General features: G+C 58.8%; 16 protein-coding genes and 1 pseudogene. 11 read left to right on the forward strand and 6 right to left on the reverse strand.

Going from position 1 to position 14,241, the window contains the following annotated elements:
• The first annotated feature begins 201 nt into the window (after positions 1-201).
• A complete protein-coding gene (locus M1D34_RS29235) occupies positions 202-882 on the forward strand; it encodes a GntR family transcriptional regulator (protein WP_498784615.1) in 681 nt (226 codons plus the stop codon).
• A 153-nt stretch (positions 883-1,035) separates the two neighbouring features.
• On the opposite strand, the gene M1D34_RS29240 is transcribed toward M1D34_RS29235, so the two are convergent.
• On the reverse strand, positions 1,036-1,275 hold the full coding sequence (locus M1D34_RS29240) for a hypothetical protein (RefSeq protein WP_498786280.1): 240 nt from the start codon (positions 1,273-1,275) through the stop codon (positions 1,036-1,038).
• On the reverse strand, positions 1,272-2,171 hold the full coding sequence (locus M1D34_RS29245; protein WP_498784617.1) for a shikimate dehydrogenase: 900 nt from the start codon (positions 2,169-2,171) through the stop codon (positions 1,272-1,274). The genes M1D34_RS29240 and M1D34_RS29245 overlap by 4 nt, the downstream gene beginning before the upstream one ends.
• Positions 2,172-2,354: 183 nt before the next feature.
• Between M1D34_RS29245 and M1D34_RS29250 the strand changes: the two genes are divergently transcribed.
• Positions 2,355-3,017 (forward strand): TetR/AcrR family transcriptional regulator, encoded by a 663-nt coding sequence (locus tag M1D34_RS29250; RefSeq protein WP_498784619.1) that lies wholly within the window; start codon positions 2,355-2,357, stop codon positions 3,015-3,017.
• A gap of 542 nt (positions 3,018-3,559) precedes the next feature.
• On the opposite strand, the gene M1D34_RS29255 is transcribed toward M1D34_RS29250, so the two are convergent.
• Positions 3,560-4,129, reverse strand: coding sequence for a TetR/AcrR family transcriptional regulator (locus M1D34_RS29255; RefSeq protein WP_498784621.1), 570 nt, complete (start codon positions 4,127-4,129; stop codon positions 3,560-3,562).
• Positions 4,130-4,292: 163 nt separating this feature from the next.
• On the opposite strand from M1D34_RS29255, the gene M1D34_RS29260 reads away from it, so the two are divergent.
• From M1D34_RS29260 to M1D34_RS29285, 6 genes are all read left to right on the forward strand, one after another.
• Positions 4,293-5,129, forward strand: coding sequence for an NIPSNAP family protein (locus M1D34_RS29260; RefSeq protein ID WP_498784623.1), 837 nt, complete (start codon positions 4,293-4,295; stop codon positions 5,127-5,129).
• Positions 5,126-5,260, forward strand: coding sequence for a hypothetical protein (locus M1D34_RS29265; RefSeq protein WP_498784625.1), 135 nt, complete (start codon positions 5,126-5,128; stop codon positions 5,258-5,260). The genes M1D34_RS29260 and M1D34_RS29265 overlap by 4 nt, the downstream gene beginning before the upstream one ends.
• Positions 5,217-5,453 carry a hypothetical protein gene (locus tag M1D34_RS29270; RefSeq protein WP_498786171.1) on the forward strand — a complete coding sequence of 79 codons (237 nt, stop codon included), beginning with the start codon at positions 5,217-5,219 and terminating at the stop codon, positions 5,451-5,453. Before M1D34_RS29265 ends, M1D34_RS29270 begins: the two co-directional genes overlap by 44 nt.
• Positions 5,344-5,829 (forward strand): peptidase dimerization domain-containing protein, encoded by a 486-nt coding sequence (locus tag M1D34_RS29275; protein WP_498786173.1) that lies wholly within the window; start codon positions 5,344-5,346, stop codon positions 5,827-5,829. The genes M1D34_RS29270 and M1D34_RS29275 overlap by 110 nt, the downstream gene beginning before the upstream one ends.
• Before the next feature lie 309 nt (positions 5,830-6,138).
• Positions 6,139-6,495 (forward strand): hypothetical protein, encoded by a 357-nt coding sequence (locus tag M1D34_RS29280; RefSeq protein WP_498784627.1) that lies wholly within the window; start codon positions 6,139-6,141, stop codon positions 6,493-6,495.
• A gap of 497 nt (positions 6,496-6,992) precedes the next feature.
• Complete coding sequence (locus tag M1D34_RS29285; RefSeq protein WP_498784629.1) at positions 6,993-7,808, forward strand: class I SAM-dependent methyltransferase; 816 nt, start codon at positions 6,993-6,995, stop codon at positions 7,806-7,808.
• A 96-nt stretch (positions 7,809-7,904) separates the two neighbouring features.
• Here M1D34_RS29285 and ppk2 read toward each other — a convergent pair.
• Positions 7,905-8,529 (reverse strand): annotated as a pseudogene (ppk2, locus tag M1D34_RS29290) (polyphosphate kinase 2); the annotation flags it as partial.
• Between the two features lie 90 nt (positions 8,530-8,619).
• Here ppk2 and M1D34_RS29295 point away from each other — a divergent pair.
• On the forward strand, positions 8,620-9,669 hold the full coding sequence (locus M1D34_RS29295) for an extracellular catalytic domain type 1 short-chain-length polyhydroxyalkanoate depolymerase (protein ID WP_498786174.1): 1,050 nt from the start codon (positions 8,620-8,622) through the stop codon (positions 9,667-9,669).
• A gap of 329 nt (positions 9,670-9,998) precedes the next feature.
• Positions 9,999-10,562: a tyrosine-protein phosphatase gene (locus tag M1D34_RS29300; RefSeq protein WP_498784631.1), complete on the forward strand. Its 564-nt coding sequence runs from the start codon at positions 9,999-10,001 to the stop codon at positions 10,560-10,562.
• A gap of 986 nt (positions 10,563-11,548) precedes the next feature.
• On the opposite strand, the gene M1D34_RS29305 is transcribed toward M1D34_RS29300, so the two are convergent.
• Together M1D34_RS29305 and M1D34_RS29310 are read right to left on the reverse strand one after the other, a co-directional pair.
• Positions 11,549-12,028, reverse strand: coding sequence for an SRPBCC family protein (locus M1D34_RS29305; protein ID WP_498784632.1), 480 nt, complete (start codon positions 12,026-12,028; stop codon positions 11,549-11,551).
• Positions 12,029-12,354: 326 nt separating this feature from the next.
• On the reverse strand, positions 12,355-13,335 hold the full coding sequence (locus M1D34_RS29310; RefSeq protein WP_498784634.1) for an AraC family transcriptional regulator: 981 nt from the start codon (positions 13,333-13,335) through the stop codon (positions 12,355-12,357).
• Between the two features lie 136 nt (positions 13,336-13,471).
• Between M1D34_RS29310 and M1D34_RS29315 the strand changes: the two genes are divergently transcribed.
• Positions 13,472-13,996, forward strand: a complete 525-nt coding sequence (locus M1D34_RS29315; RefSeq protein WP_498784636.1) for a DUF2380 domain-containing protein — start codon at positions 13,472-13,474, stop codon at positions 13,994-13,996.
• Positions 13,997-14,241: the final 245 nt, after the last annotated feature.

Consider the following 14,241-nt stretch of genomic DNA (forward strand, 5'->3'; position numbering starts at 1 on the left):
TCTCTCCTCCCAGTTGATCCTGCTATCCAACGGACAGCTGCCTCCTCATCAATGGCCGATCCTCCTGGCCACAATCGGTGCAATAATGTACGGAATAGTCCGTTTAATCAATGTCGTGCATGACAGAATGACGCACCGAGGAAATGAGTCAACAACTTTATCTCCTATATTTCCCGTAATATCGGATATATAAGCTTTTGCATGATACATTCCCAAGACAATACGAAGACAAACCAAACAGCGGGTGAACTCGCCTTCCGTCGGATCCGGGGGGATCTGATCTCGGGGGCCCTACCACCTGGTTCAAAGATCAAGTTGGAGCAGGCCAGGGATCGCTACTCTGTAAGCGTCTCGACCCTCAGAGAGATCCTCAGTCGCCTGACCACGGAGAACCTGGTAGTCGCTGAAGGCCAACGTGGTTTTGAGGTAAGCCCGGCGTCTCAGCGAGAACTTCTGGAACTCGCTGATATGCGAATCTTATTGGAGTGCCACGCCATCGGCCTCTCCTTCGCTGCTGGCGATCTTGATTGGGAAGCGCGCCTTGTCTCCGCGCACCACAAACTGTCGGCCGTGGAGCGAAGCCTTCTAGGCGGCGATGCTTCTCGAACCTTGGAGTGGGTGCGGTACGACTGGGAGTTTCATCAGGCGATGGTATCGGCCTGCAATTCAGCGACCCTGATGGCCACGCTGTCGTCCGTCTTCGACCGCTTCTTACGCTATCACCTTCTCGCCCAGAGCTTCCGAGGTCAGCCGGTGGTTGATGACCACAAGAGGTTGTTCGAGTTTGCCATGAACCGAGATCTCGCGGGCGCATGCGCAATGCTCACAAGGCATGTTCAAAACGGGGCAGATCATGTCCTGAAGAGCGGCCGCATTCCTTGAATGCTGCCGCTCTCGCCTCTTAGTTTGCGTTCGTCCCGCCAAGAGGAGAACAGGGGCGAGTCCATGTACTGCTAGGTCCGGAATTGCCCTAGGTCGGGCTCGCAGATATCATCCCCTGCTCATTGAAAAGCCCCACCAGTTCCTTCTCCTGCCTCAGGCTTCTCGCATCCGCCTCCGCTGCGCTTCCGGGAGCACATCGAACACTGATGAGCCGATTAGCAGAGCCCAAATCCGATGTTTCGGCCGGTAAGAGTCAACGTCACGAGGGCATCCATCAAAGGTGAGGAAGTCATTTTCGAAGATTTCGGCACCGTCGAAACCCGCCTTGGCGATCGCCTCCAGTTTCTCGGGCAGTTCGCCACTTAGGGAGACGGCTGCGATCGAGGTCCTCATCGGCCACCCCCCGCCGCGACTGCGGATTGACCGGGAATGCGCGTCATCTCTTCAAAATGCTTCACCATCCGCTCGGCATCGGGTTCTACGCCGGTAAAGAGCTGAAAAGCCTTCACAGCTTGGAAGACCGCCATGCCCCCGCCATTCAGGGTCCGACATCCGCGGCGCCCCGCCTCGATCACCAGTTCAGTGCTCAGTGGGAAGTAGACGACCTCGGCCACCCACAAGGAAAAGCGCAGAAGATCAGCGGGCAAGGGCAAACCAGGATACTTGGCCATTCCAGTCGGTGTCGCATGGATCAGCCCCGACGCAGTCGCCATCGCCCCTGACAGGTCGGTCCCAGCCATAATGTACGCATCCGGAAAAAGCCGCTGCATATTTTCAACCAATGCCAGTGCGCGATTTTCGTCCTGGTCGAATATCGTCAGTCCGGCTGCTCCAGAGCGGAGAATAGCGAAGGCGGTGGCAGCACCTGCGCCACCGGCTCCAAGCTGTACCACCGAGGTCAAATCAGCACGAGGCAAGCCACGGCGGAAGCCCTCGGCAAAGCCCCACCAGTCGGTGTTATGCCCATGCCTTCGTCCACCGCGAAGGACAACAGTATTTACAGCGCCAAGAGCCCCCGCCTCGTCTGACAACGTATCGAGGAACTCGATTACTTGTTGCTTGAAAGGGTGCGTGATGTTCAGGCCGCCGAGGCCCCGCCGCTCCGCTTCCGTGAGAAGATCGGCCAGACGCTCGACACCGCCATCGACTCCGTCCAGGTCGAATAACTCGTAAAAATACTCGAAACCTTGCGCCTGTCCTTCTGCCATATGCAGGGCTGGCGTCAAAGACGCTTGGATGCCCTTTCCGATCAGTCCAGCTTGGAAAGACGCACTGCCGACCGTTTTCATACAACGTTAAACGCCGGCTCTGGACGATGTCGAACATGTCCTGCCAGTGGCGCTCCTCCAACGCACTATTGCCGAAAGCTGATAATGTACTAACCAGTCCGTGTCAATCGGAGTTCCATTGAAAGCCGAGACCAAGCTCAATATGAAGTGGTTGCAATTGGGGCGAGCGTGCCCCCGAGGTGGATGGGTAAGATGGCCAAGCTTGTTGAACGAGAAAGTCGGAAGAACGACCCGGAGAAAACCAAGGAGGATATTCTGAATGTCGCCACCGAGGAGTTCTCTGCCTTTGGCCTCTCGGGCGGCCGAGTGGACTCCATCGCTGAGAAAACACGCACCTCCAAGCGGATGATCTATTACTACTTCGGCAGCAAGGAGGGTCTTTATCTCGCGGTGCTTGAAAAGGCGTATCGCAAGATCCGTGCGCTCGAAGCTGATCTTGAGCTCGCTGACTTGCCCCCGGTCGAAGCGCTACGGACACTGATCGCCAGCACCTTCGATCACGATGAGAAGAACCCGGACTTTGTCCGGCTGGTCAGCATCGAGAACATCCATTATGCGAGCCATATGAAGCGGTCATCGGAGATCCGTGAACTCAACCTTTCCATAGTTAGGACAATCGAGGAGATCCTAGATCGAGGCCGCAGGGAAGGCGTCTTCCGCCGCGACATCGACGCCGTGGATCTGCATATGCTCATCAGCGCGTTCTGCTTCTTCCGCGTGTCCAACCGATACACCTTCGGGACCATCTTTCATCGCGATCTGTCTGAGCCGGATCTTTACAACCGCCACAAGCAGATGATTGCTGACGCGGTTATCGCCTATGCGACGCGGCCGCCAAAACCTTGATAATTTAGGTGCCCTGAGCAACTTTCGTCGAAACGCAGAACCACGGATGATCTCGACGCCGAGCACTTCGGTCACGAAAAGATCAAGGGTCGTCAAATCGTTCTGGGTTCGATGTGCCCGCCGTAAAAATCACGTTGCTCGCGCCGCTGATGAGTTGCTCTCGCCGCTGATGAGTTTCGATCGCAGAACTACGTGTTGTTGGCCACAGTGATCGTCGTTCTGCTCGGCCCAGGTGGAATGCTCGCGTTCGAGCCGGCAAGAGAGGTTGAGCTGGGCTTCATGAATTATGGAGATGCGCTCTTTTGTCGTGACATCTGACCTGGGGTGGGAAGCGGTCCGTCCGCTTACAGAATTGATGAGCCTATAGCTGCCTTTCAGATCAGAGGTTTGGTCCGCCGATTGTACCGCTGGCGCTGACACCCTGCTGAACGGCCAGAGGATAAGCTGGAAGACGGTTCTTTATCTGACGGACGCAACAGATATAACCCATGCCTCCCGCGCGTCTGTTTTGCCTGTCGCAAGGTAAGCCGCGATGGAGCCGCTCAAGTGACGCCCCAGTCCTCCATGATGCGTTCGAGTTGATCGGCACAAGCCTTTAGCGGAGCCGCACTCTGGCTGACCCTGGCCATTGCCATTGCGCCTGAATAGGCTGCAACGACGAGCGTTGCGAAGGCATCGGAGTCGACCCGATCGGGCGACCCTCGGCCGGTGCGGATGTTGTCTGCGATTGCGTCACGCCAGCGCCGATAGGTCAGCTCGATCTCCTCGCGGAAATCCGGGTCCTGCCGCGCCATGTCATGGGACAGGTTGTTCAGCGGGCAACCCGTTACGGATCCACGTCCCTCCAGTTCCGCGATGATCTTATCAAAGATGGAGAGGACGCCTTGACGCGCGCCGGATGCCGCCCGCAACGGCGCGATCCACGTCTCCTCTACTGCCCTCGCCACCCTGTCGCGCAAAACCGACAGGCCGATATCCTTCTTGGTCGGGAAATGATGGGCGAGCGCACCGCCGGAGACGTCAGCTTGACGCTTGAGATCATGCATCGAGGTAGCGTGGTAGCCGTTGCTGACGAAGGCGGTATAGGCGGTATCAACGAGTCTTTCCCTCATAGCCCTGGGATCATTCCGCCGCCCGCCGGATCGTGCGCCGTCCGCCTTCATAGCCTCTCCATCTCGTTGTGCAGTCGGTCTCAGAATAGCAGCTTGACAAAACAGGACAAGTGTCCCGTATTAGTGAAAACAGGATGATCGTCCTGCCATTGGGGAAAACCACATGACGAATGTATGCGACACGGCAGTCGAGGGATCTATGCCCGCATCTGCACGCCTTGATCCGGTATCTGTGGTGGAACTGCGGCGATACCGGCTGCGTCCGGGAAGCCGCGAGAGATTGATCGATCTTTTCGATCGGGCGTTCGTGGAGACGCAGGAGGACGCCGGCATGCGCGTCATCGGCCAGTTCCGCGATTTGGACGCGCCCGACAGCTTCGTCTGGCTGCGCGGCTTCCGCGACATGGCTTCCCGCGAGAAGGCGCTGCAGGCGTTCTACTCGGGGCCGGTCTGGGCCGAGCATCGCGATGCCGCCAACGGGACGATGGTGAACTCTGACAATGTGCTGCTGCTCCGTCCGCTCTCGCCGGAGGACGTGTTCCGGGTGACGGACCCAAGGCGGTCGCCTCGCGGTACAAAAGGCAGCCGGCGCGGGCTCGTCGTCGCGACGATTGCGTACCTTGCTCCCCGGACCGACAGCGCGTTTGCGGATTTCTTTATCAGGGACGTGTCGCCAGTTTTGAGCGAAACTGGCGCGGACGTGCTTGGGACCTTCGTCTTGGAGCGATCGGAAAACACCTTTCCGCGCCTGCCCGTCAGGGAGGGAGAGACCGTCTTCGTCTGGTTTTCGCTCTTTCGCGATGAGGTGGCCTATGACGCTCACATCGATGCTCTTTCAGCATCGCGGGAATGGACCGAGCGTATCCTTCCGGAAATGGACGGCCGCGTGTGGCGGCCGAACGAAATATCTCGGCTGACCCCGACGGCGCGCTCCCTGATTCATGGCGAGGGTCTTTCTTCCCTCGCGCTGAAGACTCCCTGCCAGGGAGAGGACAGATGAAGCTGCTTTCCGCGCCGCTCAGCCTCTTCTCGCGCAAGGTCGAGATCGCCCTCCATGAAAAGGGCCTGACTTTTGAGCGCATCAGTGGTGCCTTTCAGCCAGACGGAGAGCTACAATCCCAGGCATCCTGACGTTCTCGCAACCAATCCCAACAGGCAGGTCCCCGTCCTGCTTGATGGCGACCTCGCGGTTTTTGAATCGACTGTCATATCGAATATCTCGAGGACGCCTATCCGCACACGCCGGCATGATGCGCGGCGGCACCGCGCTCAACTTCGTGCCGAACCGCTGCGAGATCGATTTCGAGATCCGCAACATCGCTGAGGACGACCCGCGCGACATCCTCGCCCGCATCAAGGCCGACGCAAGTGCGATCGCCTCGCGCCATCACACCCGCTTCCCGACGGCCTGCATCGAGATGGACGAGGTTCTCCGGCTATCCCGGCCTGAGTGCCGCGCGCGATGCGCCAGCAGTAAGATTGTTGCGGCGAATCCTCGGCCACGACGACCCGGCGTTGAAAGTCGCGTTCGGCACCGAAGTAGGCGTCTTCAACCAAGGCCTGGGCATTTCCACCGCCATCTGCGGCCCCGGCTCATGGATAATGGCCGCAAGCCGGACGAGTTCGTCAGCGCGGATCAACTGAGACGTTGTTACCGGATGATAGCGCGCCTCGTTGATGAGCTTCACCGCTTTGTCTAACCACTGCGCGACAGGAGTTGTGATCTATACGCATCGACTACCGAGCTTTACAGCCGCCGGCTGGTCTCTTTGGAGCAGATCGAGTCATTTCCCCACTCGCCGCTCCAAAGACGGCAAAAATCCATCCGACGGACTAGGCCAATCGGCTGGCCTCTCCGCAAGAGGTATCGACCATCAAGCCGAATGGATCAAAAGGTTTGATGAAGTCTATACAAACGCCACAGCCCAGCCGGGAAAGCGCACGGGGCTGGAGGGCCCTCACTGCACGCAGTGGTTGGTGACGAGAATGTGGTTATTGGAGGGCAAGGGATGAGCATAATGGAATGGTTGGTTGGTAGGCCGCAGACTTCCAAGTACGTGGCGCTTCTGCAGGGCGGGCCGGTTCCCACCGGCGCCACGATCAACATGGTTTCACCGGTGGTCGCAATCGAGCCGAAGGAGGGAGAGCCGGGTGTCGAGGAGAACTGGGACCACTTCGGATTGGGCCAGACGCTCATCGACACCCTCGTTCCCCACGCGAGGAACCCGGCCCCCTTCTCTACCCACGAATTGCGGTACTTCACCAACCAGTGGATTGCCGCCATGTCCGAGGATGACCGAAGGACCCTGTCCGAAATCCTCAAGCGCACCAAAGGCAAACGCGATTTCAACAGGAGGAATACATGAGCGATACGGCAAAGTGATATAGAAACCGCCGTGCGAGGTGCCTCACACAGCTGCTAAGGGTCTTCTGCGGCTTGCGTTGCGATGGTAACCCTCCTTATTTGGAGGTGACGTAGAAAGGGACGCGGTCTTCTTATGGAGTGATCGAAACTATTTCGCGAAGACAGCCTCCGGCGTTTGAAGCGTCAACTGTAACCTGACTTCACGGCGCAAAAAACAGCGTTGACGATGCAAGCCATTTATCCCTGTCGCGAATTCTTGCGCTCGCCTTGACGCAGGAGCGTGTCGCCCACAGCGACAATCGATCTGGTCAACACAAGCGTTACAAAATCGTCGTATAGTGTCGCCATGTTGCGGCTGCCAGCAAAGCGGAGCTGCGTGCCCTCGCTGTGAGCCGAGCGCTTTCACTTCAGCCTGGCACTCAATGATCGATGCCGAGGATAACAGATCATTGCCGCAGATGCGGCGGAGACCTTCTGACGGGCATTCTGGAGGAAGCCATGCAACTGGAGCAAGTCCGCCTCACCGGTGCAAGGGAAACCCTACTCATCACCCTTCAAGCCAAGGCAGCCGAAAACGCCATGCCGGATTCGCTGCTTCGCGACCGCTTCGCCGCAGATGCGATGCACCGTATCGATCAGGACAGTCGACACCTTAATGTTGGTCACGACATGACGATCGGCATCGCGTTGCGCGCCTACATGCTTGATCGATGGGCGGAGGCATTCCTCGAGCGCTGCCCCGAGGCGACTGTTCTCCATCTCGGCTGTGGTCTCGACAGTCGGATCTTCCGGATTGATCCTGGGCCGGGAGTTCGTTGGTTCGAATTGGATTTTCCCGATGTCATCAGCTTGCGGCAACAGATCTACCCCGACCGCGAGGATTGCGAGATGCTAGCGTGCTCGATAGTCGAGCACGGATGGATAGCGAACCTTCCCGCCGACAGGCCGGCCATCATCATCGCCGAGGGTGTTCTGCCTTATCTGAAGAAATATCAGGTTCTGCAGGTTCTGCAGCGGATCGCCGGCCACTTTCCCTCGGGCGAAATAGCCTTCGACGCCTATGGCAGTTTCGCGGTCCGACTGCTGCGCTTCAATCCGGCGATACGCGCCACCGGCGCCTGTTTACAATGGGCGCTCGACGACGCGGCAGAGATGGAGCTGCAGGTACCGCGGCTAAAGCTCATCGAGGATCGTTGGGACTGGGAACCCGAGCAAGTGGCGCGCATGTCACCGCCCGCCCAGATCGCGCTGCAGCTCTTCAGCACCTTCCCGACACCATATCGTATGGGGCGCCTGGTTCGATATGGCTTCTGAGAAGATGGCGCCATAGCCCAGGCAGCGCCGCAGTCCTGCCGCGAGATGTCAGTATTTTGATGGCACGTAAAGCTGCGGCGGCAGAACCTTCCGCTCCTAGTTGGGATTGAATATGCGATCCGGTAAGCTGATGTCCTCATGGGGTACATCGCCATAGGGGATCTGCCTCAAGAGATGGTCGATGCAGTTGAGTCTCGCCCGCTTCTTGTCGTTGGCCTCGACGATGTGCCAGGGCGCCTCGGGCACGTTGGTTCGGGCGAAGGTTTCTTCCTTGGCCTTGGTATAGGCTTCCCAGCGCACGCGTGATTGCAGGTCCATCGGCGAAAGTTTCCACTGTTTCAGCGGATCGTGGATCCGCATCAGGAAGCACAACTGCTGCTCCTCGTCGGTGATCGAGAACCAGTATTTAACGAGCCGAACGCCGGAGCGCACCAACATGCGCTCAAACTCGGGCGCGTCGTTGAAGAATTGCTCGACCTCCTCCTCGGTCGCGAAACCCATGACGCGTTCGACGTCGCAGCGGTTGTACCAGGAACGCTCGAACAGCACGATTTCGTCGCCGGCCGGCAGATGCGGCACATAGCGCTGGAAATACCATTGGGTCTTCTCGCGATCCGACGGTGCCGGCAGTGCTACGGTTCTGACGACGCATGGATGTGAGCCGCTGGGTGATGCGCTTGATGACACCACCCTTTCCAGCCGCATCGCGGCCCTCCCAAACACCACGTCATCTCGATTTTGTGCAGTGCAGCAACCAAATTGCATCCTAAGCGTTTCCGAGGTGTCTTAGCCAATGACCAAGGAGAGCAGTGTGCGATCTCTTTCAGACACTTTGAGGCGCCTCAACCGACTTTCTGAAACGGACCCTTCACGGTACCGCTCGGCTCTGCTTAAGCCTTTGGAAGGCTTCGGATCAAATCCCGGTCAACTGCGCGCCTGGTCCCACGTGCCGGTGGAGGTCGGAAGGTCCCCCGATCTCGTGGTGGTCCTGCACGGGTGCACCCAGACCGCAGCGCTCTTCGATGCCTGCTCAGGCTGGTCGCGACTTGCCGACGACAATGGCTTCGTCGTGCTGTTTCCAGAACAGCTCCGCTCCAACAATGCCAACTTGTGTTTTAACTGGTTCAATCCCGTCGATATCAGCCGGAATTCCGGGGAAGCTCTCTCCATCTGGCAGATGGTCGAGCACATGATTAAACGGCACCATGTGAATCCTAGCCGCGTATTCATCACGGGCCTTTCCGCAGGTGGGGCGATGGCGAACGCAATGCTGGCCGCCTACCCGGAGGTCTTTTCGGCAGGGACCATTCTCTCAGGCCTGCCTTATAACGCGGCGTCGACAGTCCCGGAGGCCTTCGATCGCATGCGAGGGCACGGCCTGCCGGATGGTCAAACCCTGCGAACGAAACTCCGCAATGCTTCGGATCACCAAGGACCTTGGCCAACAGTTTCCATCTGGCACGGTGCCAAGGATGACACCGTGGTACCCGCCAATGCAATGGCGATTGTCGAACAGTGGCGGGGCGTGCACGGGGTCGGCCGGCGCCCGACTGTCACGCAGCAACGAGGTAGTGGAACGCTGGACATCTGGAAAGACGCCAGCGGTCGCGACGTCATAGAACTCTTAACCCTTCCTCGGATGGCTCACGGCGTAGCCATCGACACCTCCGCGGGGTACGAAAAGAGCGGGAGGTTCTTCCTGGACGTCGGTCTCTCCTCCACGATCGAGACCGCTCTGGCTTGGGAGCTGATCAAAACGCCGAGCGAGAGGAGAATACAAATGCCGTCGCGGACACCAGATGGCATCAGTGCGGTGATTGAGCGGGCTCTGAGGGCAGCAGGGATCATCCGCTCAAAGTGAGACTTCGCGTTCTGGGCGCGTTCCACCGGCATGTTCACTGCTCGACCGGTGCAGCAGTTGTAGAGAGGCGGCTTTACCAACTTTTCTGCCGGAAGCGTGTTACGGACTTGTCAGCGTTCGGACAGGTTCAGGACATAATAGTCCGCCGCGATAGACCCGAAGGCGTTCGCTTACGCCAAGGATCAGAGGCGGACCGGCAATGCGCATCCTCGTCGCTGAGGGCGACCACAAAATCATCAGATCACATTATCAGGAGCCCTTCCGAAGTGGGTCATATCTGCCACGCCACGTCGGCCGACCGCCCTCCATTCTCAAGCACAAGGTTGAATATGAACACATTTTTGAAAGCAATCGCAGGTTCGGCCGGCGCCGCCGCGCTCATCTTTGGCGGATACCTGGGTGCTCTCCAACTCACGGGCAATTTCCACGAGGTGCTGCCGGGACAGCTCTACCGATCGGCACAGCCTTCTGCCGCGGACATCGCGGGCTATGCACGACACTTCGGAATCAAGACGATCGTGAACCTCCGAGGCCAGAGCAAGGAAGCGTGGTATCGTCAGGAGGTCGGGGCCGCCAACCGAGCCGGCATTGCTCATTTCGATTTCCGTTTGTCAGCGTCGAAGCGGGTGTCGCCGCACCAGGCGCGGCACCTGATCGCGTTGCTGCATCACGCACCAAAGCCGATACTCATCCACTGCCAGGCCGGCGCTGACAGAACCGGGCTAGCTGCAGTGCTCTATCTTAAGCAGATCGCGGGCATCGATGAGGAGACCTCGGAACGGCAGCTATCTGCCCGCTACGGCCATATCGGCATTCCGTACATTTCCGCAGCCTTTGCTATGGATGAAAGCTGGGAGGAGCTGGAAACGGTCCTCTTCGGTCTGACTAGCTGAGGGCCTGGGTCGTACCTCGAGCGGGCAGCACCACCGATCTTGCCGAGGAGTTCGCGCTGGCCTTGGTCCTCCGCAGGTGGATGGACTTGCTCATGTCGGGCGAATGAAAACCTGACCCCGACGATCACGACAAGGTTCGGCAGTTTTTCGGCCTGAAAGGACAACTCATGCGGCCATCTCTACCCGCGGGCATGGGTGATAGCCGCGGGTCTTAGCGGTTCTTCATATCGAAGGGGCTGTTTTCCGAGAAGATGCAGACACTCGATCGTCGGCGGCGTGGAGCTCGGCAAAGGCGTTTCTACAGATGAATGCTCCCCGCGCTACGCGTGAGAACCTCGAACAGGGCAAGTCAGAAGGAGGTGAAACCGTGACACTCAACCAATCGGAAGTGTTTGATCGCATGCTAGGTTGGTGATTTCCCGGCGTTCGAAAGATCACGGGGTCACTGCCTGAACGAATGCGGCGAACGATCTCCGCTTCTGGTTGGAGCCTTTCCGTCGGGGAACACACTATCGATCGGCGGCGGCGCTCAGGCACGCGGCAAGGTTTCCCTCGATATAATATGCGATCTTTTAGCAGAGAACGGGAACACCTCGCTGGTTCTCGCCGCGTAGGGCCGGTTCCTCTGGACGCGTGCTCGCGCTGAGGAAGGTGAAAATCGACCCTTTGCAGCCATCCGAACCTGCTCGGCCTTTGCAGTCATTGGCCTTATCGAGCGTAAGGTCTGCGAGATAGTTGAAGGAGCCGATCCATCTCGCGATGTGAGTGGAGCACGGCCGCTGGCCAACGGAGGGAACGGCGGTGGACGTGGCCGATGTTGCAGCGCTTCGCGCAACGGGCTTCGCGTGTTTCCTGACTTTCGAGTCTATGGCTTGCCGGAGCAGAACGGGCCAACAAGATCATGCCCGGCCGAATTCCTGGCGGCACCTTGGCGGCCAGCGCCTCGATGCCCACCCTGCTTTCCAACCCTGCGGCGTGCCGATCGCCTATGCGCCTTCCAGGTAGTATGCCTTCTGCGCGGGGTAGTAGTCATCGAATGACGGCAGCGCCTTGCCTTCGCGCGCCGCGACCAGCATGTCGAGGTAGTATTCCCAGCCCGGCCCCACATCGCCCGCGAGTTTCCTGTCGCTCAGGGGCTGCACAAAGCGCAGCTCGGTCGTGTCGTCCGTCTGCGTCAACGACAGTTCGATGCGCCACTCGCCATGGTCATCCTTCATCGTGACGACCAGGCGGCGCGGCGGCGCGCATTCTTCGATCGTCACGTTCGTCCACGGCTGGCCCTTCTCATGGACCAGTTGCAACCGCACCATCTTGACCGAGCCGGCGTCGCCCTCCCAGCCGCCGAACCAGAGCGCGGTGTTCTCGGACTTCGTCAGGCTCGCCCAAAGGTCATCTATGGGTGCCCGAAACGTGCGCGTTAAGATCAGGTCGTTGCCACAAACGTGGCCGGTGGGCTTGGGGCTCATACCGTCTCCTTCTTCCTGTCGCTCGCGGATTCGGGAGCGCCCAGCGCGCGGCCAGGAACCTACCTTACACAACAACTACGCTCTCTGCGAGAGAGCGATCGTCACCGTCGGCGTCGAAACGGCCGAGCTCATCGAGGCAGCCGCTGACCAAAGATCTGGCCGGCCGCAAGCCTCTCTATACCGCGACGCTGCCGCTCTCAGGCCGTTCGTTCATCACGTGCTTCGGGGACTGGGCGCTCACCGTAAGCGCAAAGAAGCTCCCGCTGACGGCGAGGAGCCACCTGTCACGGACGGCCCCTTCTCTACGTGGTACATCCCCAGAGTAATCATGGACGGGCAAGCCGCCATGCCCGCGGCGACATTCCCTTCCAGGCGATGAAAGCACGAGTGAAGTGCGCAGGGTCGGCGTATCCGAGTTGATAGGCAATCTGCGAAACCGGAAAATCCGGTATGGCGAGCATGATCTCCGCCTGACGCTCGAGCACTCCCTTTAGAATGGCGTCAAAGCTCGTGCCTCGCTCGGTCAACCGGCGCTGTAAGGTACGTCTCGAGATCCCGAGTCGACTACTTATCCGATCAATTGTGGGGCGATCATCCAACAGATTGAGCAGGATCAGGTGTTCGATACAGGTTAGTAGGTCATTTCCTATCGGCCGACCACAGCCAACTGCAGACGATGGCTGCACTGACCTGATAGGCTTCGACGCGTCAAGCTGGTCGCTTGGAAAATAGAGAGCGGCCTCGGTGCTAAGCGAAAGATCGGCGCGCAATGTGAGCTCGGTTTCCGATTTTGCTTCAATCTGCGATCCTGAGACCACAGCCCGAAGCGGTGTCCAGGCCGGTCCCATAAAGGAACGCACAAGGTCCGTCATGTAACCCAAAGCCAGCAATTCATTCTTCTGCCGCCCGACCTCGCACGGATCGGTGACCATGTAGCTCCATTTCGCCACTTTGTCGTGGACGATCAGCTGTATCCGGGTGCACGATTGCAGCAGTGAACCCATTAGACGGTTGGTGTTCGAGACTGCCGTGTCGAGACGATCGGTGGCCAGTGCATGTTGCCCGAGAGCACCAAGCTTCACCACACCCGCTGCAAGCGACAGGCGTGCGGGCAGCACGGGATCGCCAATCTCCCGGGCCGCATATTCAAGGAGGCAAAGCTGAGTGCGCAGCGGAACCAGCTGTTCGGGGCACTCGATCAATCGAAGTGGCAGATCGGCGCGCAAGAATACGCGAGCGACGTTTCCCCCCGCTCGCTCAACGGCATCAATGATCGGTCCTACGGACCGCGCTTTGGTAAGGCCCAACAGCGACATTCGAACGTGAGGCATTGTCGTCGACCTGGCGCCAAATGGCAAGAACGGCAGACGTCGAGTGGGTATGCTCGGCGAAGAAGGACGAAAGTGGCGCAGATCGCCGTAGATTTCGGGAGAGGTCGGATCGATGAAAATACCAACGGGATATCGCTCTGCAGGTCGGATAATCTTCTCGGCGTTGATCGGTGTGAGCGCGATTGCTTCAGTTGCCGTCGCCGAAACGGTTGAACCGCTAACCCTGGCCGTAGCTAGTTTCGACTTCCACGACACCTCCGGCGAAGTCGAGGACCAGATTACCGAACATGAAGCGCGACTGACGGCGTTTGTGTTCACGGTGCGCGAGAAACTAGCGGAACATCACACGATCACCCTCACTTCGTTGGCCTGCGAGCATGAGCAGTGCACAGCCCGCGAACGAGGGATCGCAGAGCTTTCCGAGCAAGCGAAGTCAGCCGGAGCGAGTTACCTGCTCATAGGGGAGGTTCACAAGATGAGCACCTTGGTCGGTTGGGTGAAATACGCACTGCTGGATCTCAACTCTAACAAACCGACCTGTGACCGGTTTTTAAGCTATCGTGGCGACACGGATGAAGCTTGGCAGCGGGCTGCAAGATTCGTGGCGCGTGATGTAGAAAGGAACTGCATCCCGTGAGGCAGCTCCCGAGGCCTCCGCGGTGTCGACCCAAGTAGCGCTGCCCAGTTAAACCGCAGTGATCGTCTTTGAGTATTAGTGCCGAGCAACCCGGTTGCAAGCCAGCAGTGCGGACATCGATCATGGGAAACGCCCGCGGGCGTGACAGAACTCCGACCGCTCACCACAACCTGTGCATCGATCTCGCTGCCGTTGCTCTTCACTGAAAGTGTCACCACGCCGCCAGAATAACTGCCCTCCCTGCC

Source organism: Ensifer sp. D2-11, from assembly GCF_054161295.1.